The organism is Mesorhizobium sp. WSM4813, assembly GCF_055811555.1.
Genome location: NZ_JBVVQU010000017.1, coordinates 93,339 through 118,528, shown reverse-complemented (window position 1 = coordinate 118,528; position 25,190 = coordinate 93,339). Strand labels below are relative to the sequence as shown.

Genomic DNA, 25,190 nt, shown 5'->3' with positions numbered 1-25,190 from the left:
TCAACACCTCCGGCCAAAAGCCAAAAGTGTTACCTATGTGTCCGGTACAAAACGTCACCTATGTCTCAGGTCGGGCAGACTTAGACTTGCCCCCAGAAATCCATCATGCCCTAGCCGCCGGCGAAGGCAGCGCCGCCGGCCGCAACTGCCGCTGGTGGCGGTATTCGAGCGCGATGGCGCCCCAGATCAGGCCGAGCAGCAGATAGACGTGGCGCCAGTGATCGATGTCGATGAAGGTGCCCAGCCCGATATTGCCGATGAAGGCGACATAGGCGCACAGAAGATAGGGCTGCCACGGCCTGCTGCGCAGGAGAATGCGGAAGCCGGCCGCTATCGTCCAGCAGGTCAGCGTCAGGAACGAGACGAAGCCGAGCCAGCCATAGTCCATCAGCATTTTTAGCCAGATGTCGTGCGTGTCCTCGCCGAAAATCGTGCCGAAGACGAGCGGGCCGATGCCGAGCGGATGCTCCAGCGCCATCTGGAAACCGATTGTGTAGCGGGCGAAACGGCCGAGGCGGGCGGTATCATAGCTCTGTTCCAGCTGGGCACGGCTGGAAAACATCTCCGAGACGCCCGGCAGCTGCAGGATGACGAGCATCGCGATGACCAGCAGTGAAATGGCGGCGATGGTCATGACGACGACACGCAGCCGGAACATGCCGCTGTTGCTCTGCAGGAACAGGGCGCCGGTGAGAAGGATCGCCGAAACGCCGAACATGCCCCAGGCGCCGCGCGAGAAGGAGAAGAAAATGCCGGCCGTGATGATCAGCAGCGGCAGCGCCAGCAAGGGCATGCGTGAGATAGGGCCTGTCAGCAGGAGATAGAGCAGGTAGATGCCGGGCAGCACCAGGAACGGCCCGAACACGTTCGGATCCTGGAAGGCGCCGGTGGCGCGGTCGTATTTGGTGAAGATTTCCGCCCCCGGGAAGGCATGGAAATAGCCCGCTATCCCAAGCAGCGAGGTCAGCACCGCCGACATCACATATGCCAGGAAGATCACCCGGTAGCGATTGGGCTGGACTGATGTCACCGAGGCGAAGAACACCGCGGTGAAGGCAAGGAACAGCGACACGGCGAGATAGAGCGGGATGCCGGCAATATCCGACATCTGGGTCATCGAGATCATGCCGCCGATGTTCATGACCACCAGCAGCACCAGCAGCGGCGCCGCCGCGCGCGATATGCGCAGGCCGAACAAGCCCCACACTGCCATCAGTCCGACCATGTAGAGGTCGTATGGCGCCGGCTCGGCGATGACGAAGCCGGACAGGAAGACACCGAGGAAAACCGCGCCCGACGCAATCAACGCGATCAGCTTGGCGTTGACCACGGCCGGCGGCAGTCCATGCGTGACTGCGCTCAATAGGCATTTTCCGTATTGAGCAGCCGGATCGGCGTCAGGAACAGAATCCTCAGATCGAACAGCAGCGACCAGTTCTCGATGTAATAGAGGTCGTATTCGGTCCGCATGCGGATCTTCTCGTTGGTATCCATCTCGCCGCGCCAGCCATTGATCTGCGCCCAGCCGGTGACGCCGGGCTTGACCTTGTGGCGCGCGAAATAGCCGTCGACCACCTCATTGTACAGAAGGTTGTGCGACTGGGCAGCAATGGCATGCGGGCGCGGGCCGACCAGCGACAGCGAACCGAAAAGCGAATTGAAGAACTGCGGCAGCTCGTCGATCGAGGTCTTGCGGATGAAGCGGCCGACGCGGGTGACACGCGGGTCGTTCTTGGTCACCGTCTGCTTGGCGGTCGGGTCCGCCTTGTCCGTGTACATCGAACGGAACTTGTAGACCTCGATGGTCTCGTTGTTGAAGCCATGCCGCTTCTGGTGGAACAGCACCGGTCCCTTGCTGTCGAGCTTGATGGCGATCGCGGTCACCAGCATGACCGGCGAGAATACGATGATGCCGATGATCGAGAAGACGATGTCGAAGGCGCGCTTGGCGACCGAATCCCAGTCGTTGATCGGCTTGTCGAAGATATCGAGCATCGGCACCGAGCCGATATAGGAATAGGCGCGCGGCCGGAACTGCAGCGCGTTCGAATGCGCCGAGAGCCGGATATCGACCGGCAGCACCCACAGCTTCTTCAAAAGCTGCAGGACACGCGATTCGGCGGTCAGCGGCAGCGACACGATCAGCATGTCGATACGGGCGATGCGGGCGAACTCGATGAGCTCGGAAACGGTGCCGAGCTTCGGATACCCGGCGACGATGGGTGGCGAGCGCTTGTCGCTGCGGTCGTCGAAGATGCCGCAGATGCGGATGTCGTTGTAGGGTTGCTTTTCGACGGAGCGGATCAGGGCTTCCGCCGCCGTGCCGCCGCCGACGATGACGGCGCGGCGCTCCATGCGCCCGTCGCGCGCCCAGCGCCGGATCAGCTTCGACATCAGCAGCCTGAGGCCGAAGATCAGCATGAAGCCGACGACGAACCAGGTGCCGAAAAACAGGCGCGAATAGTCTTCCGACATCTTCATGGCGAATGCCGTCAGCGCCATCAAGGCGAAGGTGCCGGCCCAGACCAGCAGGAGACGGCCGAAATTGGCGAGCGGCCGCATCAACGAGACGACCTGGTAGCAGTCGGTGACGTCGAGCAGCACCACTGCGAGGAACGAGGCGGCGGCGATCGTCAGCGGGTATTGCCAGGCGAGGTGGCTGAAGAAGCCGACATAGTAAAAATAGACGCAGAGACCCGACAGGAACAGCAGCGCGAATTCGACCATGCGCAAGACGCCGCTGACCATGATCGGCGACATGGTATCGCGCCTATATTGCGACGCGACCTGACGGGCGACGTCGTTCATCCCGCCAAGATTATCGCTGCTGGCCGGGCCGTCGAATTTGCGCACCGCGTCTATCGAAAAGCGGCGTGCGGGATCGATCTCGTTCATGGGTGCATCCGCAAAGCTTCCCTCAGGTGAATAGCAAAAGAGAGCTAAGAAACCCTTGAAACAACAGGTGGCTTTGGAGAAGCTTTGGGGTTAGCGCCCTTTTGGGGTTACCGCTTGAGCGCGGCGAAATAGGCCGTCTCGATCGCGGCGGCCATCACGTCGGCGCCGAATCGCGTCTTGAGGTCGGCGGTGTCGGGCATCAGGCTGCTGTAGGCATTGAGGTCGGCCAGCGCCGCGCTCATCTTGTCGCCGAGTTCGCGCGGGTCAGGCCGGATCAGGGCAGGGGAACCGGCGCCGAAGATTTCCGGGATGCCGCCGACGGCGGTGGCGATCATCGATTTGCCAGCGGCGAGCGTTTCCAGAACGATGTAAGGCATGGCTTCCGCACGCGAGGGAACGACAACCAGTTCGGCCAGTGCGAAGGCTTTGCGCGCCGGCATCGGCGGCAGGAAACGCATATGGTCTTCGAGCCCGAGCCGCTTCACTTGCGCATGGTAGCGTGGCAGGTCGTCGCCGTCGCCGACCATCACCGCTTTCACCGGGCGGCCAAGCCGCGTTCCGGCAAGGACCAGCGCATCGATGAAGATGTCCGGTCCCTTGAGGTCGCGCATCATGCCGATATAGAGGACATCGGCCGCATTCAGCTCGGTTCGCACCGGCTCGAACTCGGCGGTGCTCAGGCCGTTGTAGACAAGGTTGTTCGGGATGGGCGGTTCGCCGACCTTCCTGCGATATGTCTGACTTTCATAATCGGAGACAAACAGAAGATAGTCGGTGAAGCGCGCCATGAACCGTTCGAGCGCGAAGAACAGCTTCCCCGTGGCGGTGGTCTCGTCATAATGAAGAGAGCCGCCGTGAGGCGAATAAAGGCGGGCTACGCGAGACCTTGATACCCGCAACAATGAGCCGAACAGGCGGGCATAGGCGCCACCCTTGGCGCCGTGCCCGTGGAGCACGTCCGGCCGCAATTCCTTGATGATCCCGAAGGTGCGCCAGGCCGAGGCGAGGTCGCCCGGCCCGACATGCCGCTGCATCGGCGTACGATGAATGCCGAGCGCCATTCTGCCCTTCATCTGTTCGAACAAATGTTCCTCGAAATCGCCGCCCGTCGTCGAATCGCAGACGATGCCGACGGCATGCCCGGCGGCGACCTGCGCCTCGGTCAGGTCGCGCACGTGACGAAAAATCCCTCCGACAGGTGAGCGAAAGCAGTGGACGATCCTGAGTGTGTCCGCCACGTCGTCTAGAACAGGCGTTCGCGAACGTAGACCGTATCGCCGGGCAGAAGCGGGTCGGAGGTGGCCACGCGACCGGTCATGACCTTGCCGTTGATGTCGCGGGTAATGTCGACGCTTTCCTGGTTGGCGCGCGGGCTGAAACCGCCGGCGATGGCAATCGCCTTTTGTACGGTCAGGCCTGGAACATAGGAGTATTGGCCCGCGGCACCGACTTCACCCATGATGAAGATCGGCCGGTAGCGGTCGATCTCGACCGAAACGTCTGGATCGCGCAGGTAACCCTGGCGTAATTTGTCGGCGATCTCGCCTTCAAGTTGCTGTGCGGTGTGGCCGCGCGCCGGTACGGCGCCGACGAGCGGGATGGACAGGTAACCGGATTGATCGACGCTGTAGACGTTGGTCAATCCTTCCTGCTCGAACACGGTGACGCGGACCCGATCGCCGGCGCCGAGGCGATAGGGCTGATCGAGCATTTTATGAAAGGCGGCCGGCGCCGGCCGGTAGCTGGAGCAGCCGGCAAGCAACGACACGGTGAGCAGCGCGCGGAAGAGGGAAGCAGTGCTTTTCATGGCCGGACATGTACCTTCGACTGGCCGCTGTTACACCGCGGCGAACTCTGTGGGTCGAGGTGCGTTATCATCCCGTTAGGGTTAATGGCCGGTAAAGGCGCGCAGCGGAAGCGGGGCAACCGACAAAGACGGCCGGTTTTGATGCTTTTGTTGCCGCTTGCGAGTAAAACCTAACAGATACTTACCGCGATATTAACGGCTGAGTTACCATAGTTGTTTACGGTGCATCCTGACCAATGCATGTCGCCCAAAAGTGCGCAGCGGTTTTGCGACAACGACATGCATGAAAACAAGAGCTTAAAGCGCGTTGCATGAACCTGTTCAACGCGACGTGCTTTAAGTACCGGAGTAGGATGCATGTCCGTTCAATCCGCGGCCGCAGATGTCGACGTCGATCTCAGGCAGCTCTTCGCGAGCCTTGCGAGGAACTGGCTCCGCATTTTTGTCGTCGCGCTTGTAGTAACTGGCTTGGCGCTCGCGCTCACCTGGCTCGCCACGCCGCATTACAGGGCCGAAACGCGGCTTTTGATCGAGACACGCGAATCGGTTTACACGCGCCCCGACGGCACCAACGACAACGACAAGCCGATTCTCGATGAGGAAGGCGTGACCAGCCAGGTCGAGGTGATTTCCTCGACCGACATCCTCAAGCAGGTGGCGCAAAAGCTTAATTTGTCACGGCTTCCCGAGTTCGACGAGACGGCGGATATGCCGGTGTTGAGCCGTCTGCTTGTCATCGCCGGCCTGAAAAGCGACCCCAACGAGATTCCGCCGGAAGAACGCGTGCTGGCGAAGATGCGCGAGAAGCTCAACGTCTATCGCGTTGAAAAGTCTCGCGTTATCGTCATCGAATTCTCCTCGGAAGATCCCAGGCTCGCCGCCGAAATTCCGAACGCCATCGCCGACGCCTACATCTCCGTCCAAGGCAATGCCAACATCGAATCGAATTCCGCCGCAACCGACTGGCTGGCGCCGGAGATCGCCGACCTGTCGAAGCGGGTGAAGGATGCCGAGGCCAAGGTAGCAAGCTACCGCGCCCAGTCCGATCTTTTGATGGGCGGCAACAATTCGGTGCTGGCCACGCAACAGCTTTCCGAACTGTCCAGCGAATTGTCGCGGGTGCGGGCCAATCGCGCCTCGGCGGAAGCGATTGCCGACAGCGTACGGAGGGCGCTGCAGAATGGCGGCTCGCTGGATGCGGTACCGGAGGTGCTGTCTTCCGAACTCATCCAGCGGCTGCGCGAGCGGCAGGTCGAGCTCAAGACCAACATCGCCGACCTTTCCACCTCGTTGCTCGACAATCATCCGCGCATCCGGGCGCTGAGGTCGCAGCTTGCCGATCTCGACCGCCAGATCCGCAACGAGGCGGAAAAGATCATGAAAGGGCTGATGACGCAGGCGCAGACCGCCCAGGCCCGCGAAAACCAGCTTGTCGCCGACGTCAACACACTGAAGGCTGCATCGGCGCGCGCCGGCGACCAGCAGGTCGAGCTGGATGCGCTGCAGCGCGAAGCGACCGCCCAGCGGCAGTTGCTCGAATCCTACCTGACCCGTTACCGTGAGGCGTCCTCGCGCAAGGACAGCAACTATCTGCCGGTCGACGCCCGCGTCTTTTCCCGCGCGGTGGCGCCGTCTGAGCCCTATTTCCCGAAGATCCTGCCGATCGCCGGTGCGGCGTTCGTCGGTTCGTTGCTGTTCATGGCGATCGTGACGCTTCTGCAGGAGCTGTTTTCGGGTCGCGCCATGCGGCCTGCCGCCGGCGCCCGCTTCGAGCGGATCGAACAGGTCGCGATGCCGGTTGCCCACGAACCCAATCACGAACCGGCCGATATCGAGGACGTCGAGCATCGGGTGGCGGAAGCGCAGGCAGAGCCGGAAGCGGCTGCCGCGGCGCCAGCAACTGCCCCGGCAACTGGCGAGGACGTCGAGCCGGCGCGCCCCACCCTTGGCGAGGTCGAAATCGACAGGGCGGTGGAAAAACTGATCACAAGCGGTGCGGCGCGCGCCATATTCGTGTCGCCGGAAGGCGACCAGGCGGCCGCCTCGGCGGTGCTGGTGGCGCGGGAGGTTTCCGACGCCGGCCTGCGTGTGCTCCTGCTCGATCTCACCGCTTCGGGCGCCGCCTCGCGGCCGATGCTGGACAGCGGGCTGTTCCCGGGCATTACCAATCTGCTCGCCTCCGAAGCGCAGTTCAGCGACGTGATCCATCCCGATCTCTATTCGGACTGCCACGTCATTCCCGTCGGTACCGCCGATCCGGTCCGCGCCATGCGCGCCGCCGACCGGCTGCCGATCATCATGCAGTCGCTGACCACCGCCTACGATCTGGTCGTGGTCGAATGCGGGCCCGCCGATGCGCAAGGCATCAGCCGCCTTGTCGGCGAAGGCAGCGAGGTCTTCCTGTCGCTGCTGGAGCCGGACGACGAGGTGGCGCAGGCCGCAGTTGAGCTGATCGAGAGCGGCTATCCCGACCTGACGCTGGTGACGCCGGTCGGCTATGAGACGCCACGGACGCCGGTACCCGGACGGCGCTCCGCAGCCTGAGACGTCCCGGAAGTCTCGGCAGCGATCAGCTGTCGTCTTCGCCCGCGGCAGGTGCTGCCTGTCCGGCCGTCGTGCGGCGCAGCATCTTGGTCAGCTTCCAGATCGTCGGGCTGTTCTTGACGAAGGTTTTCAGGCGCGCGCTTTGCCGCAGGACAAACACCAGTGCGCGGCCCTTTATCGTCAGCGGAATCAGGACCTCGAAATGCTGGGTCTCGATATCGCACCACAGCCGCTTGTAGGGTTCGTCGCCGACCGAGAAATCATAGACCTCGAATCCCCTCTCGCAGGCTTCCTCGATGTTGTCGAAGAACAGGAAGTCGCCGGGGCTGGCATGGGCGACGTCGTCGTCGGCGATCGCTCCGAACTCGCAGATCAGGCGTTTTCCCGAGCGGCTCGATCCGGTGACGGCGCGAAGCTTGCCGGCGACTTCGAGCCCATGCAGCACGAAGGACGGCTTGTCGTCGGAAAGCGCTTCGACGAACAGCGCGTGGAAGAAAGCACGAACCTCCGGCTCACCGAAGACGTTGGCGATGCCCATCTTGCGGAAGCGGAACTCCTTCATCTCGAAAAACGCGTCGAGCAGTCTGTTCACCTCGTCCGCTGTCTGGGCCTCGATGCGGCGGTGGCTGCCGACGGCTTCTAACTTGCGCGCCTGCGAGCGGTGCCTCTTGCGCCTGCGCTTGCCGCTCGCGCGGGAGAGCAGTGCATCAAAACCTCCCGCCAAGTCGACGGCCAGCGACAGATTGGGGCTTGGAAAATGCGGGAAGGATAGAAGCGGATTGGCAACGCCGTCGAGATCGGGCAGCAGCCGTTCCAGTGCGACGAGGTCGATGTCCGGTCGCGCCCTGGCGATCGCCGCCAGCATCGAGCCAATTGCCGCGCCATCCGCCCTGGTTAGCCAAGTCGGGTCGGCGGCGGCGAAATTGCCGTTGGCATGGCGGCCGCCCATGAAGCGGGCGACGCGGAACCGGCCGCTGCTGGTGACGTCCAGCGCCAACGAAAAAACCGGTCGGCCGTCACTGCTCAGGGTCACTAAGACGGTGTCCGCTTCGGCATATCTGGCCCAGTTCAGGATCCAGGCCGGGCTCTGCGCCGGCGCGAACAGCGCCGAACGGCAGAACTCGGCATAGGCCGCAAGTGCCGCACCGTCGGCAACCGAGACCGACAGGCCGGCATGATCCGCAGGCAACGCGCGCGGCGCCGCGTCCATTGCTTCGAGCCGATTGCCGTCAAATGACGCGGTGGCGTCAACCATACCTCAATCCTTTAGGGCGTATTCACCGCGATTGGGGGCGCGCATAGGCGCATTCCGTGCTTGGATGAGCCTAGGCGCAAAAGGTGAATGAATGATCGACGGGGGCGAGGCACTCCGGAAACTGGCGCTCAGCGTCGTCCGCTATACCGGTCTTGCCCCGCTGGCCAAGCCGTTTGTCGGCGGCATCGGCGCCATCCTGATGCTGCACCGGGTCACCGCCACTCCGGAAAAACCTGATAGCGTCAACCGGCATCTCAACATCGCGCCTGAGTTCCTCGACGCCGTGATCGCCGACATGAAGGCGCACGGCTATACATTCGTCACGCTGGACGAGGCGATCGAACGCATCAAAGGCGGCGGCAAGGGTGGCCAGTTTGCGGCGATCACCGCCGACGACGCCTACCGCGACAACATGACCGAAGCGCTGCCGGTGCTGGAAAAGCACGGCGCGCCGGTTACCATCTATGTCGCACCGGGGCTGATAAACGGCACCGCCGATCTATGGTGGGAGGTGGTCGAGGACATCGTCAGCGCGCGGGACCGGTTGAGTCTGACAACACAGAACGGTCCGGTGACGATCGACTGCTCGACCCCGGGCAAGAAACTCCAGGCCTTTGCGCGCCTGCACGATTATCTGACGCTGGAGGTCCGCGAGGAGGACCAGCGCGCGGTGCTGCGCGAATTGGCGCGGTCGAACGGAATCGAATTGGACGGGCGCCAGAGCACTTTGATGAACTGGGACGAGATCCGCATCATGGCAGGGCATCCGCTGGTGACGATCGGCGCGCACACCATCAATCATCGCAATCTGAAGCGGCTTTCCGAAACCGATGCGCGGCATGAGGTCGACGACGTCAGGCGCATATTGCAGGCCGAACTCGGCGAGGCGCCGCGCCATTTCGCCTATCCCTATGGCTATGCCAGCGCCGTTGGCGACCGCGAAGTCGGCTTTGCCCGCGACGCCGGCTATGCCTCGGCGGTGACGACGCGTCACGGCGTGCTGCGCGCCGAACATGCCGGCTTCCTGCAGGCGCTGCCGCGCATTTCGGTCAACGGTCGCTATCAGAGCGTTGCCCATATCCGCACGATGCTGTCGGGTGTGACGACGCCGCTGGCCAATGCCGGCAAGATGCTTGTCACCATCTAGTGGTGAGACAATTGGTACCGGTGGACGGCCAGAACCGACCCCTTGCGGGCCATCCCTGATGGCAGGTCAAGAGAGCGTGGTGACCCAATCCAGTCGCCCAAATGAGGCGAGATCGAACGTCTCGAACAGGTATCCCAAAGCCGCCATTTTGCGGTCACCAAATCAATTAGGTCGTCCGCTTTTGGCAACTGCGAGGATTTCCGCCTAAGGTTCCGGGCTGGCTAAGAGCTTTGCCCTCGCCACGAGCGCAGATAGGGCGTATGGTTACCGATCGCTGGCCGGGACTTAACGACGAGCCAGCGAATGAGAGCGTAAGACTCCCGCCTTGAGATAGGGGCGCTCCAATTAGCAGCTGTTCGGCGCGCTTCTGAGAATGTCCGCCTTTGCCGGGATCTTTGACTAGATTCCGGCCGCGATCATTATTTGCGGTTCGGAGAGGGTGCGTTCGATGCAGATCGTTCAAAATCGCCGCACGTTATTGGCAGGCCTGAACTCGCGACTCCTCGACGATTTGATCTAAGCGAGCCGCAGCGCACTCAGTGCTTTTTCCAAGGAGGAGAGCACCATGCAGATCATGCTAAGCCGACGCCGTTTCCTGGCAAGCGCCACGTTGGCAGCCGCCGCGGGTCTGGTCGGCACACCGGAATCGTCCGCGGCCGAAGCACCGTTAGAAACAACCACTATCCGGCTGGTAAAGAACAGCGGCATCTGCATTGCACCCCAATACGTTGCCGAGGAGCTGCTGCACTTGGAGGGATTCACCGACGTCCGCTATGTGGCCGCGGAACCAGGTTATGGCCAGTCGGAGAAGATGGCGCGCGGCGAGGTGGATTTCAGTTTGAATTTCGCTGCGCCGCTCGTTCTTGCGATCGATGCCGGTGACCCGATCACGATGCTGGCGGGCGTGCACCCCGGCTGCTTTGAACTGTTCGGAAACGAAAGCATTCGCGGCATCACGGACCTGAAGGGCAAGACCGTCGGCGTACAGGGCCTTGGTTCAACGCCGTACATATTTGTCACCAGCATGGCCGCCTATGTCGGGCTTGACCCACAAAAGGACATCCGCTGGATCACCAGTCCATCCGTCAGGCCCATGGAGCTTTTCGTCAAAGGAAAGGTCGATGCGTTCCTCGGCTTTCCGCCGGAGCCTCAGGAGCTGCGCGCCCGCAGCATCGGCCATGTGGTCGTAAATAGTGCTGTCGATCGTCCCTGGTCGCAGTACTTCTGCTGCATGCTGGCGGGCAATGCGGAGTTCGTTCGGAACAACCCTGTCGCCACCAAGCGCGTCTTGCGCGCCATTCTCAAGGCGGCAGACCTCTGCGTCGCAGAGCCGCAGCGCGTCGCGCAACAGATCGTCGATAGCGGGTTCACCGCCAACTATGACTATGCCCTGCAGACGATGAACGAAGTGCCTTATGGCAAGTGGCGCGAATACGAGCCCGAGGACACCGTACGGTTTTACGCCTTGCGCCTGCATGAGGCCGGCATGATCAAGACGAGCCCCCACCAGATTATCGCCAACGGAACGGATTGGCGCTTCCTCGACGAGTTGAAGCGCGAGTTGAAGACGTGAACGGTTGGCCGGCACGTATTCTGTTGCTGGCGGTGCTGTTTTCCTGGCCAGTGCAGGCGCATGAAGCGCCGCACGACCAGCGTCTGCCGACGATTGGGCCGGCGCCCGACTTTACCCTGACCTCACAGGATGGGGCGCGCGTGTCGCTCCACGACTTTCGCGGCAAGGTGGTCGCCGTCACTTTCATCTATGCTTCCTGCACTGACCTCTGCCCGATGCTCACCGCCAACATGGCGCACGTGCAGGACAAGCTAGGTTCTGCGTTCGGGCCCAGGGTTGCCTTCGTTTCGATCACCGTCGATCCGGAGCACGATACGCCCGAAGTGCTGAAGCAATATGCACAGGACTTCGGCGCTGATCTGGACGGTTGGGCGTTTCTCACCGGCGATCCGACGATCATCCGTGAGGTCGGACGCAAGTACAGCATCTTCGCGAGGAAGGTGGCGGAGGGAGACGTCGATCACACATTTCTGACGTCGCTCATAGACCCGATTGGCACCTTGCGCGTACAGTATCTCGGCGTCCGGTTCGACTTGGAGGAGTTCCGGGATGACCTTCTCAGCCTCTTGGACGAATCCAAATAACATCACAAACCGGCTGGTGGGCTGGGTTGCGCGGCTGCCGGCCCGCGTCCAGACCAAGCTCCTGATCGCGTTTCTGTCGATCGTCGGCCTGCTGATCGTGCTCGGGGCCGTCGGGTTGCAGGTGTTGAGCGGGGTCAACGATCAAACAAACGAGTTGATCAAGCTGCAGCGCCGGATCGCAGCCTACCGCCAGGTTCAGCACGACACGACGAACCAACTCTACAGCATCTCGACCGCACTTTTGCTTCAGGACGACCGAATGCTGGATGCAGCGCTGCGCCAGCTCAACCAGTTTGGCTACGACCTCGACCGCATGGAGTTCGTCGCCGAAAGTGAGGCGCAAGTGCTCGGCCAGGTCCGGCAAGAGTACGACCAATTTACGGCCGACGTGACGCATGTCGTGGAGCTCTTCCGTGCCGGCCGCACGGAGGAGGCGCGTACGGTTCAGCAGGCTGAGATCATGCCCTCGGCCGACCGCCTGGAGCGGCTGACCAACCAACTGGTCAACACGGCCGAAGCCGACATGGTGGCGGCAATCGAAACGACCGAGGGGGCGTACGGGACCTCCCGACTGATCGTGGTCTCTTTTGCGGTGGGCAGTATTCTGCTGGCGCTGGGGCTTGGCTACATCATTTCCTGGTCATTGATCGAGCCGGTCAAGAAGATCGAGACGCGATTGCGCCAGATCGCGGCCGGCGATTTTGCGCAACAGGTTGCCGTCGCCAATCGAGACGAGCTCGGAGTGCTTGCCGGCAATGTCAACCAGACGTCCGAGCAGCTAGGGCGGCTTTACCAAGAGGTGCAGGCCCGAACGGCCGAGCTCGCACGCTCGGTCGCCGAACTGGAGGCGCTCGGAGAAGTCAGTAAGGCGGTCAATTCGACGCTCGATCTCGACACGGTGCTACAGACGCTCGTAGCGAAGGCGGTTCAATTGTCGGACACGGATGCGGGCACTATCTATGTGTTCAGCAGCACCAGGCAACAATTCCGCTCTCGCGCAACTTATGGGATGAGCGACGAGCTCATTGCCGCGATCTCCGAGCAGCCGATCGGATTGAACGATCAGGAGATCGGCGACGCCGCACGGCGCCGCGCCCCCGTCCAGGTTCCCGATCTCAGCAAAAGTACGCCGTCTCCCGTTCAGCAAGTCATCCTCGACGCCGGATATCGCAGCGTCTTGGTGGTTCCACTGCTCAGACCGAACAAGATCGTCGGCGCGCTCGTCGTCAGGCGCCGGAAGCAAGGTGAATTCGACGAGCAAGTCGTCCATCTGATGGAAACCTTTGCAGCTCAATCGGTGCTTGCCATTCACAACGCGAAGCTGTTCCGCGAGATTGAGGAAAAAGGCCGGGAGCTGGAGGCAGCCAGCCGCCATAAGTCTCAGTTCCTCGCGAATATGAGCCACGAGCTCAGGACGCCGCTCAATTCGGTTCTGGGCTTCACCGAATTGCTGGTCGACGGGATTTACGGCGAGCTCCCGGACAAGGCCAAGACGACGGTGGCGCGCGTGCAAGCAAACGGCCGTCATCTGCTGGGGCTCATCAACGACGTGCTCGATCTTTCAAAGATCGAAGCGGGCCAGCTCACGCTGGCGCTCGAGGATTATTCCGTTGGGCAAATTGTTCGATCGACCGTTACAGCTGTGGAGCCGCTGGCGCGTTCAAAAGGGCTTTCGCTCGGTGCGACCGTCGGCGAAAATCTTCCGCTGGGCCGCGGGGACGAACGCCGCCTGACCCAAGTCCTGCTCAATCTTGCCGGCAATGCCGTCAAGTTCACCGAGACGGGCGCGATCGACATTCTTGCCGATGCGGTCGACGGCCACTTCGAGATCATCGTGCGCGACACGGGCCCTGGCATTGCACCCACAGACCAGGGGCTCATCTTCGATGAATTCCAGCAGGTCGATAGCAGCAGCACCAGGCAGAAGGGCGGCACGGGTCTCGGCCTGGCGATCTCGAAGCGTATCGTGGAAATGCATGGTGGAACCATAGGCGTCGAGTCCGTGCCCGGTTCAGGCTCGACATTCCGCATGAGAATACCGATCCGAGTGGGAGAGGATGTGAAGGCAGCATGAGCAAGAGAATCCTGATGGTGGAAGACACCGAGGACAACCGGCAGATCATACGCGATCTCATCGCCACCACCGAATACGAACTGATCGAGGCCGCGGACGGTGCTGCCGGTGTCGCTGCCGCTGCAGCTGAGAAGCCGGACCTGATCCTGATGGACATTCAGCTTCCGGTGATCGACGGATATGAAGCTGCCCGCCGCATAAAGGCTGACCCGGCGCTCCGGCATATTCCGATAGTCGCCGTCACCTCCTACGCATTATCGGGCGATGAGGCGAAAGCCCTTGCTGCCGGGTGCGATGGCTACATTGCCAAGCCATTCAGTCCGCGCCAGCTGCTTGCCAAGATCCGGGAGTTGCTTTCCTAGAGGAGACAGGGCCTTGCACGATCCGCCTCGCATTCTCGCAGTCGACGATACGCCGGAAAATCTCGAAATCCTGCGCATGCGCCTCGAGGCGAATGGCTACGAAGTGGTGACTGCAGCGGACGGCGAAGAGGGGCTTGCGAAGGTGCGCAGTCTCAAGCCGGATCTGATCCTCCTCGACATCATGATGCCGAAGCTCGACGGGATAAGCGTCGTGCGGATGCTCAAGGCAGACGTTTCGCTGCGATCGATCCCGGTTATCCTTGTCACCGCAAAAGCCGATACGCGGGATGTAGTCGAGGGATTGGATGCCGGTGGCGACGACTATCTAACCAAGCCGTTCGACCACAGGGCCCTGGTGGCGCGGGTGCGGTCGATGCTGCGCCAGAAGACGCTTTACGATACCGTAGAGAGCCAGACGCGACTCCTCGAAGACCAGGCAGCGCAATTGGCTGCATGGAATCGCTCCCTGGAGCAAACAGTGGCGGAGCAGGTTGCGGAGATCGAGCGGATGGGCCGGCTCCGACGGTTTCTGCCCGCGCAGGTCGCCGACCTTATTGTTGCGGCGGGGAATGGCGACGCGCTTCTTCAAAGCCACCGTCGCGAGGTGACCGTCGTTTTCTGCGATCTGCGCGGCTTTACAGCCTTCGCCGAGACTGCCGAGCCCGAGGAAGTAATGACGGTGCTTGGCGAGTACCATTCCTGTCTCGGCGAACAAATCGTCCGTCACGAGGGGACTTTGGAGCGGTTCGTGGGCGACGGCATCGTTGTGGTTTTCAATGATCCGCTACCCTGTGCCGATCACACCGAGAGGGCTGTCTCAATGGCCGCGGCGATGCGTGACGCTATTGACGAGCATTCAGAGCGATGGCGCAAACGGGACTACTTGCTTGGCTTCGGAATCGGCATCGCCCGGGGCCACGCCACCATCGGGCGGATCGGTTTCGATCAGCGCGCGGACTATGCGGTGATCGGCACCGTGTCGAACCACGCGGCCCGATTGTGCGAGGAGGCCAGGTCTGGCCAGATTCTCGTCAGCCAACGGGTTCTTGGCGCCGTCGAATCATTGGTCGAATCCGTTCCAGTTGGCGAACTGACGCTGAAGGGGTTTCGCCGCCCTATGCTGGCTTACGAAGTTGTCCGGTGGCTTGGCCGGTCAAGTTAGTGATGAACGCAGCCCAATGAGTGACCCGCGCGGACCGAACGACGGCATGAAATGACCGCAACGGTGGAAAGCGGTCGTTCCGTCGGCAGCAAGCGAACGGCAACCCTTGGCGCTGCCTGCGCGTTCCGATCGGCGACATGGAAGGCAGAAAACCACCCTGATCTCCCTCGGGCAGCAAGCGTCAGGCTTTCACCATCTAGCGGCGGCGAGCAAACCTCAATTCTTCGGGCGCGGGGGCTCCAGGATCAGCCATTTGATGATGCCCATGGCCGGCAGCACCCAGAGCATGCCGCTGAGCAGGAAGAACAGGAAATGCGCCCACGGTCCCGATTCCGCCAGTTGGGCAACCGCCACAATCGATGCGACCAGCGCATAGACGATGACCAGCGCCACCAGCAGGATTGTTCCGATCAGCTTTTTCAGGCGAATGGGCATTTCGCGATCCCGTTGATCGCTATCGCTTAGGCCCAACGGAAGAGGCACGCAACAGCCAAGAAGCGGCGCGACGGCGTGCCGCGCTGTCTGGTCTTGCCAGCGGGATTGCGATGGTTCACCAATCCGCGACTGCAACCTGCCGGGACAAGCTTATGGCTGCCATCTCAGCTGCCGCGCCTTTCGTGGCCCGCGACCGCGACCTGCGCAACCGGGCGCTGGTGCGCGGCTGGCTCTACGTCGTGCTTCTGGTGCTGTTTGTACTGGTGCTGGTCGGCGGCGCCACCAGGCTCACTGAGTCCGGCTTGTCGATCACCGAATGGAAGCCGATCCACGGCATCATCCCACCGCTCAACGACGCCGAATGGCAGGAGGAATTCCAGCGCTACCAGCAGATCCCGCAATATGCCGAGCTTAACAAAGGCATGAGCATCGACGCGTTCAAGTCGATCTTCTGGTGGGAATGGGTGCACCGGATCCTGGCGCGCGGTGTCGGCCTGGTTTTTGCGGTGCCGCTGGTGTTTTTCTGGGCGACGCGCCGCATCGAGCGCGGCCTTGGGCCGAAGCTGATCGGCATCCTCGTCCTCGGCGCCCTGCAGGGCGCGATCGGCTGGTGGATGGTGGCGTCCGGGCTGGTCGACCGGGTCTCGGTCAGCCAGTACCGGCTGGCGACGCATCTGACGCTGGCCGCGCTGATCTTCGCCGCAACCATGGTGGTCTCGCGTGGATTGGCCCCACACTCCGAGCCCGCCGCCGACCGTTCGACGCAGCGTCTGGCCGGCTTTCTGGTGCTGCTGGCGCTGATCCAGATCTATCTCGGCGGGCTGGTCGCCGGGCTCGATGCCGGCCTGAGCTACAACACCTGGCCGCTAATGGACGGCCAGCTCATCCCCGACGATCTGTTGATCCTCGAGCCGGCATGGCGCAATTTCTTTGAGAGCCCGAAGACGGTTCAGTTCATCCACCGGCTCGGCGCCTACACGATGTCAGTCGCTGCACTTTGGCACATGATCGCGACGCACCGCCGCCAACCCGGAACGACGCATGCGCGCCGCGCGACGGTGCTGTTTCTGCTGGTGCTGGTGCAGGCCTTGATCGGCATCGGCACGCTGCTGATGCAGGTATCGCTGCACATGGCGCTGACGCATCAGGCATTCGCGCTTGTACTGCTGGGGTTTGCCGCAGCGCATTGGCGCGGCACTAAGGGCGCTTATCCCCTGCCCAACCAGATCGCCGTCAGAGGCTGAGCCGCACCGTCCTGATCGCCGTGGCAATGAACAATTCGCGGCTTTCCTCGACCGCATTGCCGTCTTCATGATGCCATGATGCCGACAGGCAGCCATAGGCGATGGCATGATCCAGAATGGCTGGCGGCGTTTGGCCGAGCGTCTTGGCGAAGATCTCGGCCATGTGGGCAATTCGCCGGAGATCGCTGCAAAGGTCGTCGCGGTCGAGCGGGTTGTAGAACATGTTCGCCGCATCGAAGCCGGGATCGCCGAGAACGCCCTTCGGGTCGATCGCCAGCCAGCCGCGCGGCCCCTGCATGATGTTGTCGTGATGCAGGTCGCCATGCAGCGGCAGCACGTCGACAGGATCGGCCAACAGCCGGTCCGCGGTCGCAGCCGCTTCGACATAGAAGCTCTTTTCGCCGGCGTCGCGATCGATCTTCGCCTTCTTGAACAGGCTGGAAAACCGTACCCGCAGCGGCTGAAGATCCGGTGGGGCAGGGTGGTCGGATGGCGAGAACAGCCTTGCCATCACTTCGGTCGCGATTGCGGTGGCGGCATTGTCTCCTTGCTCCGCGAGTACCTGTGACAGCAAGGTTTCGCCGGCATATTCGAGCAGCATGCAGTGGCCGTCGCGGCCGAGCAGCCGCACTGCGCCTTCGCCGCGCCGCCAGGCGAGGAAATGCTCGCCGCGCAACTCGTCTTCGACGTCGTCGAAAGCTTTGAGGGCCTTGACGATCGCCGGCGAGCCGTCCGCGCGAAAAACCTTCCAGATGCGGCTGCTGAACGTCTCGGCAATCAGTTCTGGCGCGCTGACGTTCCAGCGTTTTGGAAATGCCGGAGCGTCCATTCAGTGCTTGAGGCCGAGCATCAGATCCATGTTCTGCACGGCAGCACCCGAGGCGCCCTTGCCGAGATTGTCGTAGACGGCGAGCAGCAGCGCCTGGGCCCTGTCGTCATTGGCGAAGACATAGAGCTTCATCCGATTGGTGCCGTTATGGATTTCGGGATCGATCTCCGGCACGCGCTCAAGATTCGTATAGGGCGCCACCTCGACCACGCCGCCATCGATCGCAGCGAAATGGTCGGCAATTGCCGCATGAAGTTCGGCGCCGGTCGGCACATAGTCGAGGCCGCCGAGCTGCAGCGGCACCACTGTGATCATACCTTGCGCGAAATTGCCGACCGCCGGCTGCATGATCGGGTCATGCGACAGCTTCGCATATGTCCTGAGCTCCGGCACATGCTTGTGCTGCAGGGTCAGCCCGTAGGGCAGGAATTCCGACGCATCCTCGCCCTTGGCGACATAGTCCTCGATCATCGGCCGGCCGCCGCCCGAATAGCCCGTAATGCCGTTGACGGTGACTGGAAAATCCGGCGGCAACAGCCCGGCCGCCACCAGCGGTCTGAGCGTTGCGATCGGGCCTTGCGGCCAGCAGCCCGGATTGGCGACGCGCTTCGCGGAGGCGATTTTCCGCGCCTGATCCTTGTCCATTTCGGCGAAACCGTATTCCCAGCCTTCGGCCACTCGATGCGCAGTCGAGGCGTCGATAACCCTGGTGGTGTCGTTGGTGATCAGCGAGACGCTTTCTTTCGCGGCTGCGTCCGGCAGGCACAGGATCGCGACATCGGCGGCATTGAGGAACTCGGCTCTAGCTGCCGGTTCCTTGCGGCGCTCGCTCGGAATGGAAATTATCTCCAGGTCGCCGCGCTCGGCCAGCAGCGCCCTGATCTGGAGACCGGTGGTGCCGTGCTCGCCGTCGATGAAGATTTTCGGTTTCATTGCCTGCCTGAATTCCTGTTATCTCAGTTAAATGCCGCTTGCCTGATTTAATCCGGCAACGACGTGATTGCCGCTGTTCAGCTCTTCGAGTCGAGCCTTTCGTTCCGCCAGCAGCCCGAGATAGTGCATGGCCACCGTCGACCCGGCAATTGCCGTTATATCGGCGTGATCATAGGCCGGCGCAACCTCCACGACATCGGCGCCGACGATATCGACCTGATTGATCTGGCGCAGCACCGACAGGATTTTTGCCGAGGACGGCCCGCCGGCGACCGGGGTGCCGGTGCCGGGCGCGAAGGCCGGGTCCAGGCAATCGATATCGAAGGTGACATAGGCTTTCTTGCCGCCGGTGCGGTCCACGATGGCATAGGCGATATCGGACGCGCGCATGTCCTCGACTTCGTGGCCGTACAGGATCTTGATGCCGAATGTGTCAGGCGCATGGGTGCGGATGCCGATCTGGATCGAACGGTCTGGGTCGATAATGCCCTCCTTGACCGCGCGGCCGACGAAGGAGCCATGGTCGATGCGTTTGCCATCATCCGGCCAGGTGTCCTGGTGAGCGTCGAACTGCACCATGGCCAGCGGGCCGTGGATAGCGGCATGCGCCTTGAGCAGCGGCCAGGTGACGAAATGGTCGCCGCCGAGCGATAGCAGGAAGGCGCCGGATTTCAGGATCTTTGCCGCCTCGCGCTCGATCGTCCCCGGTGTCTTCTGGTGATTGCCGCTGTCGAGCAGGCAATCGCCATAGTCGACCACGGCGAGATGTTCGAACAGATCGCGCGAAAACGGATACTGCGGATCATTGTCGAGGATGGTCGAGGCGCGGCGAATCGCCTGCGGCCCGAAACGCGCGCCCGGACGGTTGGTGACGGCGGCGTCGAAGGGGATGCCCCACACCACCGCGTCCGCGCCCTTCACGTCCTTCGTGTATTTGCGTCGCATGAACGACAGTGCGCCGGCATAGGTCGGCTCGAACGACGCACCCGTCCTGGCCCGGGCGGTGAAGGCGTGGTCGATGTTGGTGTTCGGCATGAAGCGATCTCCTGTGCGTCGAGGCGCAACCTTATTGGATATAATTCTCAGAAATGCGACCCCCCTCCGAGGGGTATGGCCATTCGAGCTCGGTCACAAATTCTTGCTTGCCAGGTGAGCCCGCATCGCAAACCGCAAATTGCGTAGGTAGGCATAAATACAACCGAACAGCCGTCAGTCTAATGGGATGGTGCCGGCCGCGGAGCGGAACAGATACGGGCGCGCCAAGCCGGCCCACCGACCGCCAGGACGGCGGCATCGATCTCGGCAGGCTGATGCCGGCGACCTGCTGATTGCCGTCGGTTCGAGGTTTCAGAACGGCCGGTTCAGCCGGCATTGACCGGACTTTCCGGCATTTGCGAAGCCGGCTTCGTTCACTAGGCTGTCACGTGCGTCGCTTAACCGGGTTGGCATCCGGTAGGAGCGATTCTCATGCGAACGACCTGGCTGAACCTTCTGCTTTCCGCCGCCTTGGCGCTGTTCACAGGCACGGCATCGGCAGGCGAAACACGCGCCAGACAGATTCTTGACCGTTTCGAACACGCCAACCAGTGGCGCGACCATGTGATGGTGGCGGCACACCGCGCCGGCAGCATGCAGGCCCGCAAGACGCTCTACGCGGAGAACTCGATCGCCGCCGTCGAGGCATCGATCGCGCTTGGTGTCGAAATCGTCGAGGTCGACGTCAGGCGCTCGAAGGACGGCCAGTTCGTCGTCATGCATGACAGCTGGCTCGACCGCACGACGAACTGCAAGGGCGAGGTGGTCAAGCGCACGCTGGCCGAACTCAAAACCTGCAGCCTGATTATCGAAGGCACCGGCGCTGTCACCGATGAGCCGGTTTCGACGCTGCGCGAGATGCTGGTGGCGACCAAGGACAGGATCCTCATCAACATCGACAACAAGCTCGATGTCGACAGCTTGGCCGGCGTGATCGCGGTCGCGCGTGACCTGGACATGGCCGAGCAGGTGATCCTCAAGGAGAACCTGTGGAACCCGGCCAGGATCACCACTGTCAAGGCCGCCATGGGTGCGATCGGCAGCGGTTTCCAGTTCATGCCGATCATCGCCGACGACGCGGTTCGTGACGCCGGCTTCGCCGAGAAAGTCAGCGAGATCTTTTCGCCGCGCGCCGTCGAGATGATCAACTGGCGGGCCGGCGCGGAGACGCTGACCGAGACCGGCGGTCCGCTGTTCAGCCCCCGCATGCGCGCGGCGGCGATAAGGGGCGACTGGCACATCTGGGCCAATACCTACGCCATCGTCAACAAGCCGGGCGGCTTCCTTGCCGGCGGTCGCGGCGACGAACTGGCGGTGCTCGCCAGTCTGCCGCGCGAGACCTACGGCTTCTGGGCCGAGCGCGGCGCCACCATCATCCAGACCGACGAGCCGAAAGCGGCGATCGACTGGCTGACGGCGAACGGCTACCGCGTGCGTTATTCTGATGAGGTGCGATCGGCGGAGCCGGCGAACACCGCGAGCATCAACTAGTCCCTCTGCACAGGGGATTTGGTTCTTTGACTGACGGTCGCGCTGCCGGCCGGCCTGCAGCTGCCAATCTCCAACGTCTGCGATTAACCGTAAGCGCCTTCGTCATCCTAGGCCGAAGCAAGGAGCGAAGCGACGCGGCGTAGACCCTAGGATCCATGCCGTTACCTCAGAGCGTCACAACGGTGCAGAACCTTTGATGGCGGAGCGAAGCGCCCCCCTCTGTCCTGCCGGACATCTCCCCCACAAGGGGGGAGATCGGCCGTCACCACCCGCCTTCGCGAACCGCCACTGTCGCAGGAGCGAGCGGTGCGCCAAAGCTGCCGATCTCCCCCCAAGTGGGGGAGATGTCCGGCAGGACAGAGGGGGCGCGAAGGATCACTACGATTGAAATGGCGTAGGACTTGGTTTGAGTCGGCCAAAAGAAAAGGCCGCCCGGAGGCGGCCTTTTCGAATGTCTGAGGCGCGCAGTGCTTAGCGCTTCGAGAACTGGAACGAGCGGCGGGCCTTCGCCTTGCCGTACTTCTTGCGCTCGACGACGCGGCTGTCACGGGTCAGGAAGCCGCCCTTCTTGAGCACGCCGCGCAGCGCCGGCTCGTAATAGGTAAGCGCCTTGGAGATGCCGTGGCGTACCGCACCGGCCTGGCCGGAAAGACCGCCGCCGATGACGGTGGCGACGATGTCGTACTGGCCGGCGCGGTTGGCGGCGATGATCGGCTGGTTGAGGATCATCTGCAGGACCGGACGCGCGAAATATTCGGCGAACACCTTGTCGTTGACGACGATCTTGCCGGAACCGGGCTTTACCCAGACACGCGCGATGGCGTTCTTGCGCTTGCCGGTGGCATAGGCGCGGCCCGACTTGTCGAGCTTCTGGACATGGACGGGTGCAGCCGGCTGCGTGCTGGTGTTGCCGGTGGCAGTTCCGAGTTCTGCGAGCGAGGAAAGCTCTGCCATTTTACGAAACCTTCTTGTTCTTGGCGTTCAGCTTGGCCACGTCGAGCGTGACGGGCTGCTGGGCGACATGCGGATGTTCCGTGCCTGCATAGACGCGGAGATTCTTCATCTGGCGACGGCCGAGCGGGCCACGCGGGATCATGCGTTCGACGGCCTTCTCGACGACACGCTCGGGGAAACGGCCCTCGAGCAGCTGGCGCGCGGTGCGCTCCTTGATGCCGCCAGGGTGGCCGGTGTGCCAGTAATAGACCTTGTCGGTGAATTTCTTGCCGGTGAACACCACCTTGTCGGCATTGATGACGATGACGTTGTCGCCGTCGTCGACATGCGGGGTAAAGGTGGGCTTGTGCTTGCCGCGAAGATGATTGGCGATGACAGTGGCGAGACGGCCGACGACGAGACCCTCGGCGTCGATCAGCACCCACTTCTTCACCACATCCGCAGGCTTCTGCGAAAAGGTTGCCATGGATTGTTGCTTTCGGTTCGGGACCTTCCCCATCGACGAACGACAAGGAAAGCGTTTCTTGTTGCTTGGTTTGACGCCGAGCGCTCGCCCGCCGCCAATAACAAAACGGCGGCCTTTGGCGGGCCGCTGTTCCGTGAGGGCTTATAGGCGAGGGGGAGATAGCACGTCAAGGCGAATTAAAATACGCGTAGCTCAGAAAGTGAAGCAAAAACAAAGGATTGAATAATAGGTATTATTGTACCACACTGATCTAGTGTTAATTGCGGTGCAGAATCTGACCTTAGTGCTTTGCCTCGATTTCCTTGCGGGCCGCGCTGGAGAGGAACGCAGATCGCGTTATGCCGCGTTCGCGCGCTGCGATGTCGATCGCCCGCAAAACGCCGCGCTCGAAAGTCACGTTTGCCCTGACGACGGCGCTGTCATTGTCGATGAGCGGCACCGATACCAGATAGGCTCCTTCGGCGAGCGCGTTGCGTATGTCGGGAAGCGCGACAATCGCTTCATGGTTGGACGGCTCTGGAACGGGCATATCCTCTGCCCACAATTGCAAGGCTTCAACGGCATTGGGCACGATGTCTTCCGCCGCGTCCGCAGCCGAAAAGCAGCCGGGAATGTCCGGAAAGCGGATGCCGAATGCGCTGTCGGGATCTTTGTCGACCAATGCGAAATAGTTCTTCATTTGCAATCTCCAGGACGCTTCAGCTCGTCCTTATCCAGCCTGCCTGCTTGGCGATCGCGCGAGCGGTACCGGTTGGCAGATTCTTCTCGGGATGCGGAACGATCAACACAATCTCGCCCTTTCGGAATTTGTGATGCGAGCCGCGTACGGAAATCAGTTCGAAACCATCGTCTTTGAGACGCTTCACGATCTTGCGGCTGTCACGTTCCAGCAAAGGTCACCTATGCGCACATATATACACATCAAGCGGAAATTCAATTGTCAAGATGGCGACCGCTTCGGCGGGATCGAATAGGTTCCCGTCGCGTGCGCTACTGTATGTCCGTCCGGTCCGGCGACGATCTCGATTTGGAACACCATCAGGCTCTTGCCCAGCTTCAGGATCCGGCAATGGCCGTCGATCGGTCCGGCCTCGGCTTTGCGGACAAAATTGATGTTGAGATTGGTGGTCACCGAAAGCGCATCCGGCCCGGCATGCGAAAGCACGCAGACATAGCCGCCAATGTCGGCCAGCGTGAACAGCGACGGGCCCGACACGGTTCCGCCGGGACGCAAATGCCGCTCGTCGGCATTCAGGCGCACCGTGCAGCCGCCCGGAAACACCTCGATCGCCTCGTAGAAGGTGAACTGGCCGTTGAGCTGCGGATACACGGTCTTCATCAAGGCATTGACTTGCGCCGCGGTCAGCACCGGCTTGAGATTGCTTTGGGCAGGCATAGGCGGTTTCCTGTCTGTGGCGCCGGTATGGGCGCCGGCGGTCCCAAGGCGAGGGTGCTTGGCTGAGACCGCACCGCCGAGAAAACACGTCTCAAGGCTGTTCTTCAATCGGCAGCGTGCTAGTTCTTTTGTTCCATGGCCGCGCATCCGATGTCGCTGGCCGATGAAGAGGTTGGAGAACATGGCTGAAATCGTCGCCATCAAGCCGGCTGTTGCCGAAGGTCCTGTTGTCGCGAGGCTGGACAAGGGCGTGCTCCGCCTCACGCTCAGCAATCCGCCGGCCAATGCCCTGTCGCTGTCGGTCATGGCGGCGCTGATGGCGGAGCTCGACCGCGCGAAATCAGACAGATCCGTCCGCGTCATTATTCTGGCGGCGGCCGGAAAGGTGTTCTGCGCCGGACATGACCTCAAGGAAATGACCGCTCACCGTGGCGATCCCGACCGCGGCAAGGCATTTTTCGAGGAGACGTTTTCCGCTTGCGCGGCACTAATGCAGGCGATCGTGCGCCATCCGAGACCGGTGATCGCTGAGGTCGATGGTCTGGCGACGGCGGCCGGGGCACAACTGGTGGCGAGCTGCGATCTGGCGATCGCCTCGCATGAGGCGACCTTCTGCACGCCCGGCGTCAATATCGGCCTGTTCTGCTCGACGCCGATGGTGGCGCTGTCACGCAACGTCTCGCGCAAGCACGCGATGGAGATGCTTTTGACCGGCGAGACCATCGATGCGGCGACGGCCAAGGAATTCGGCCTCATCAACCGCGTGGTGCCGCGCGAATATCTGAATCAGATTGTCACCAAATACGCGCAAACCATTGCTGCCAAATCGTCTTCGGTCGTCAGGACCGGCAAGGAAGCCTTTTACGTACAAGCCGAGATGGGGCTGGCGGACGCCTATGCCTATACCGGTCGCGTCATGGTCGACAACATGCTGGCACGCGATGCGGAAGAGGGCATCGGCGCCTTCATCGGCAAGCGCAAGCCGGAATGGACGGACGACTAGA

The 25,190-nt window shown here is 62.0% G+C and carries 24 protein-coding genes; 10 read left to right on the top strand and 14 right to left on the bottom strand.

Annotated features, from left to right (window positions below):
- Window positions 1-103: 103 nt before the first annotated feature.
- The 4 genes from AC0L25_RS12400 to AC0L25_RS12385 all read right to left on the bottom strand — a co-directional run bounded on the left by AC0L25_RS12400 (window position 104) and on the right by AC0L25_RS12385 (window position 4,702).
- Complete coding sequence (locus AC0L25_RS12400) at window positions 104-1,363, bottom strand: O-antigen ligase family protein (protein WP_473595742.1); 1,260 nt, start codon at window positions 1,361-1,363, stop codon at window positions 104-106.
- Window positions 1,360-2,895: an undecaprenyl-phosphate glucose phosphotransferase gene (locus AC0L25_RS12395; protein WP_473595741.1), complete on the bottom strand. Its 1,536-nt coding sequence runs from the start codon at window positions 2,893-2,895 to the stop codon at window positions 1,360-1,362. Before AC0L25_RS12395 ends, AC0L25_RS12400 begins: the two co-directional genes overlap by 4 nt.
- A 107-nt stretch (window positions 2,896-3,002) precedes the next feature.
- Window positions 3,003-4,133: a glycosyltransferase family 4 protein gene (locus AC0L25_RS12390; protein WP_473595740.1), complete on the bottom strand. Its 1,131-nt coding sequence runs from the start codon at window positions 4,131-4,133 to the stop codon at window positions 3,003-3,005.
- 5 nt (window positions 4,134-4,138) lie between these two features.
- Entirely contained in the window at window positions 4,139-4,702 is a 564-nt protein-coding gene (locus AC0L25_RS12385; protein ID WP_095495842.1) for a polysaccharide biosynthesis/export family protein, read from the bottom strand.
- Between the two features lie 357 nt (window positions 4,703-5,059).
- On the opposite strand from AC0L25_RS12385, the gene AC0L25_RS12380 reads away from it, so the two are divergent.
- Complete coding sequence (locus tag AC0L25_RS12380; protein WP_473595739.1) at window positions 5,060-7,246, top strand: GumC family protein; 2,187 nt, start codon at window positions 5,060-5,062, stop codon at window positions 7,244-7,246.
- 25 nt (window positions 7,247-7,271) lie between these two features.
- On the opposite strand, the gene AC0L25_RS12375 is transcribed toward AC0L25_RS12380, so the two are convergent.
- Entirely contained in the window at window positions 7,272-8,501 is a 1,230-nt protein-coding gene (locus AC0L25_RS12375) for a GNAT family N-acetyltransferase (protein WP_473595738.1), read from the bottom strand.
- Window positions 8,502-8,592: 91 nt separating this feature from the next.
- Between AC0L25_RS12375 and AC0L25_RS12370 the strand changes: the two genes are divergently transcribed.
- The 6 genes from AC0L25_RS12370 (at window position 8,593) to AC0L25_RS12345 (ending at window position 15,403) form a co-directional block, all read left to right on the top strand.
- Complete coding sequence (locus AC0L25_RS12370) at window positions 8,593-9,648, top strand: polysaccharide deacetylase family protein (protein WP_473595737.1); 1,056 nt, start codon at window positions 8,593-8,595, stop codon at window positions 9,646-9,648.
- Between the two features lie 565 nt (window positions 9,649-10,213).
- A complete protein-coding gene (locus tag AC0L25_RS12365; protein ID WP_473595736.1) occupies window positions 10,214-11,221 on the top strand; it encodes an ABC transporter substrate-binding protein in 1,008 nt (335 codons plus the stop codon).
- Window positions 11,218-11,805 carry an SCO family protein gene (locus AC0L25_RS12360; protein ID WP_473595735.1) on the top strand — a complete coding sequence of 196 codons (588 nt, stop codon included), beginning with the start codon at window positions 11,218-11,220 and terminating at the stop codon, window positions 11,803-11,805. Before AC0L25_RS12365 ends, AC0L25_RS12360 begins: the two co-directional genes overlap by 4 nt.
- A gap of 97 nt (window positions 11,806-11,902) precedes the next feature.
- Window positions 11,903-13,879, top strand: a complete 1,977-nt coding sequence (locus AC0L25_RS12355; RefSeq protein WP_473595734.1) for a sensor histidine kinase — start codon at window positions 11,903-11,905, stop codon at window positions 13,877-13,879.
- On the top strand, window positions 13,876-14,241 hold the full coding sequence (locus tag AC0L25_RS12350; RefSeq protein ID WP_095519054.1) for a response regulator: 366 nt from the start codon (window positions 13,876-13,878) through the stop codon (window positions 14,239-14,241). Before AC0L25_RS12355 ends, AC0L25_RS12350 begins: the two co-directional genes overlap by 4 nt.
- A 13-nt stretch (window positions 14,242-14,254) precedes the next feature.
- The gene (locus AC0L25_RS12345; RefSeq protein WP_473595733.1) at window positions 14,255-15,403 is read left to right on the top strand and encodes a response regulator; all 1,149 of its coding nucleotides are present in this window, start codon (window positions 14,255-14,257) and stop codon (window positions 15,401-15,403) included.
- 216 nt (window positions 15,404-15,619) lie between these two features.
- Here the strand turns inward: AC0L25_RS12345 and AC0L25_RS12340 are convergent, their stop codons facing one another.
- Entirely contained in the window at window positions 15,620-15,838 is a 219-nt protein-coding gene (locus AC0L25_RS12340) for a DUF2842 domain-containing protein (protein WP_023798362.1), read from the bottom strand.
- A 152-nt stretch (window positions 15,839-15,990) separates the two neighbouring features.
- On the opposite strand from AC0L25_RS12340, the gene AC0L25_RS12335 reads away from it, so the two are divergent.
- The gene (locus AC0L25_RS12335; protein WP_473595732.1) at window positions 15,991-17,082 is read left to right on the top strand and encodes a COX15/CtaA family protein; all 1,092 of its coding nucleotides are present in this window, start codon (window positions 15,991-15,993) and stop codon (window positions 17,080-17,082) included.
- On the opposite strand, the gene AC0L25_RS12330 is transcribed toward AC0L25_RS12335, so the two are convergent.
- The 3 genes from AC0L25_RS12330 to speB are packed head-to-tail and all read right to left on the bottom strand — an operon-like array spanning window position 17,072 to window position 19,879.
- On the bottom strand, window positions 17,072-17,911 hold the full coding sequence (locus AC0L25_RS12330; protein WP_473595731.1) for an aminoglycoside phosphotransferase family protein: 840 nt from the start codon (window positions 17,909-17,911) through the stop codon (window positions 17,072-17,074). The genes AC0L25_RS12335 and AC0L25_RS12330 overlap by 11 nt on opposite strands.
- Window positions 17,912-18,844 carry an N-acetyl-gamma-glutamyl-phosphate reductase gene (argC, locus tag AC0L25_RS12325; protein WP_473595730.1) on the bottom strand — a complete coding sequence of 311 codons (933 nt, stop codon included), beginning with the start codon at window positions 18,842-18,844 and terminating at the stop codon, window positions 17,912-17,914. It lies immediately after the preceding gene.
- A gap of 27 nt (window positions 18,845-18,871) precedes the next feature.
- Window positions 18,872-19,879, bottom strand: a complete 1,008-nt coding sequence (gene speB / locus AC0L25_RS12320; RefSeq protein ID WP_292515208.1) for an agmatinase — start codon at window positions 19,877-19,879, stop codon at window positions 18,872-18,874.
- Between the two features lie 432 nt (window positions 19,880-20,311).
- On the opposite strand from speB, the gene AC0L25_RS12315 reads away from it, so the two are divergent.
- Complete coding sequence (locus AC0L25_RS12315) at window positions 20,312-21,370, top strand: glycerophosphodiester phosphodiesterase family protein (RefSeq protein WP_473595729.1); 1,059 nt, start codon at window positions 20,312-20,314, stop codon at window positions 21,368-21,370.
- A gap of 471 nt (window positions 21,371-21,841) precedes the next feature.
- Here the strand turns inward: AC0L25_RS12315 and rpsI are convergent, their stop codons facing one another.
- The 5 genes from rpsI to AC0L25_RS12290 form a co-directional block, all read right to left on the bottom strand.
- Window positions 21,842-22,324, bottom strand: coding sequence for a 30S ribosomal protein S9 (gene rpsI, locus AC0L25_RS12310; protein WP_473595728.1), 483 nt, complete (start codon window positions 22,322-22,324; stop codon window positions 21,842-21,844).
- 1 nt (window position 22,325) lies between these two features.
- Window positions 22,326-22,790, bottom strand: coding sequence for a 50S ribosomal protein L13 (gene rplM, locus AC0L25_RS12305; RefSeq protein WP_023798353.1), 465 nt, complete (start codon window positions 22,788-22,790; stop codon window positions 22,326-22,328).
- Window positions 22,791-23,070: 280 nt separating this feature from the next.
- Window positions 23,071-23,469 (bottom strand): type II toxin-antitoxin system HicB family antitoxin, encoded by a 399-nt coding sequence (locus tag AC0L25_RS12300; RefSeq protein ID WP_123150077.1) that lies wholly within the window; start codon window positions 23,467-23,469, stop codon window positions 23,071-23,073.
- A gap of 19 nt (window positions 23,470-23,488) precedes the next feature.
- Window positions 23,489-23,680, bottom strand: a complete 192-nt coding sequence (locus AC0L25_RS12295) for a type II toxin-antitoxin system HicA family toxin (protein WP_352954496.1) — start codon at window positions 23,678-23,680, stop codon at window positions 23,489-23,491.
- A gap of 50 nt (window positions 23,681-23,730) precedes the next feature.
- A complete protein-coding gene (locus AC0L25_RS12290) occupies window positions 23,731-24,186 on the bottom strand; it encodes a PaaI family thioesterase (protein ID WP_473595727.1) in 456 nt (151 codons plus the stop codon).
- Between the two features lie 181 nt (window positions 24,187-24,367).
- On the opposite strand from AC0L25_RS12290, the gene AC0L25_RS12285 reads away from it, so the two are divergent.
- Window positions 24,368-25,189 carry an enoyl-CoA hydratase gene (locus AC0L25_RS12285; RefSeq protein WP_473595726.1) on the top strand — a complete coding sequence of 274 codons (822 nt, stop codon included), beginning with the start codon at window positions 24,368-24,370 and terminating at the stop codon, window positions 25,187-25,189.
- Window position 25,190: the final 1 nt, after the last annotated feature.

What these genes read in the sequence shown, in the direction of transcription:
- AC0L25_RS12375 (WP_473595738.1), bottom strand. Translation starts at nt 8,501, where the DNA reads ATGGTTGACGCCACCGCGTCATTTGACGGCAATCGGCTCGAAGCAATG.
- AC0L25_RS12395 (WP_473595741.1), bottom strand. Translation starts at nt 2,895, where the DNA reads ATGAACGAGATCGATCCCGCACGCCGCTTTTCGATAGACGCGGTGCGC.
- AC0L25_RS12315 (WP_473595729.1), top strand. Translation starts at nt 20,312, where the DNA reads ATGCGAACGACCTGGCTGAACCTTCTGCTTTCCGCCGCCTTGGCGCTG.
- AC0L25_RS12370 (WP_473595737.1), top strand. Translation starts at nt 8,593, where the DNA reads ATGATCGACGGGGGCGAGGCACTCCGGAAACTGGCGCTCAGCGTCGTC.
- AC0L25_RS12290 (WP_473595727.1), bottom strand. Translation starts at nt 24,186, where the DNA reads ATGCCTGCCCAAAGCAATCTCAAGCCGGTGCTGACCGCGGCGCAAGTC.
- AC0L25_RS12340 (WP_023798362.1), bottom strand. Translation starts at nt 15,838, where the DNA reads ATGCCCATTCGCCTGAAAAAGCTGATCGGAACAATCCTGCTGGTGGCG.
- AC0L25_RS12300 (WP_123150077.1), bottom strand. Translation starts at nt 23,469, where the DNA reads ATGAAGAACTATTTCGCATTGGTCGACAAAGATCCCGACAGCGCATTC.
- rpsI (WP_473595728.1), bottom strand. Translation starts at nt 22,324, where the DNA reads ATGGCAGAGCTTTCCTCGCTCGCAGAACTCGGAACTGCCACCGGCAAC.
- AC0L25_RS12385 (WP_095495842.1), bottom strand. Translation starts at nt 4,702, where the DNA reads ATGAAAAGCACTGCTTCCCTCTTCCGCGCGCTGCTCACCGTGTCGTTG.
- AC0L25_RS12335 (WP_473595732.1), top strand. Translation starts at nt 15,991, where the DNA reads ATGGCTGCCATCTCAGCTGCCGCGCCTTTCGTGGCCCGCGACCGCGAC.
- AC0L25_RS12350 (WP_095519054.1), top strand. Translation starts at nt 13,876, where the DNA reads ATGAGCAAGAGAATCCTGATGGTGGAAGACACCGAGGACAACCGGCAG.
- rplM (WP_023798353.1), bottom strand. Translation starts at nt 22,790, where the DNA reads ATGGCAACCTTTTCGCAGAAGCCTGCGGATGTGGTGAAGAAGTGGGTG.
- AC0L25_RS12285 (WP_473595726.1), top strand. Translation starts at nt 24,368, where the DNA reads ATGGCTGAAATCGTCGCCATCAAGCCGGCTGTTGCCGAAGGTCCTGTT.
- argC (WP_473595730.1), bottom strand. Translation starts at nt 18,844, where the DNA reads ATGAAACCGAAAATCTTCATCGACGGCGAGCACGGCACCACCGGTCTC.
- speB (WP_292515208.1), bottom strand. Translation starts at nt 19,879, where the DNA reads ATGCCGAACACCAACATCGACCACGCCTTCACCGCCCGGGCCAGGACG.
- AC0L25_RS12330 (WP_473595731.1), bottom strand. Translation starts at nt 17,911, where the DNA reads ATGGACGCTCCGGCATTTCCAAAACGCTGGAACGTCAGCGCGCCAGAA.
- AC0L25_RS12365 (WP_473595736.1), top strand. Translation starts at nt 10,214, where the DNA reads ATGCAGATCATGCTAAGCCGACGCCGTTTCCTGGCAAGCGCCACGTTG.
- AC0L25_RS12380 (WP_473595739.1), top strand. Translation starts at nt 5,060, where the DNA reads ATGTCCGTTCAATCCGCGGCCGCAGATGTCGACGTCGATCTCAGGCAG.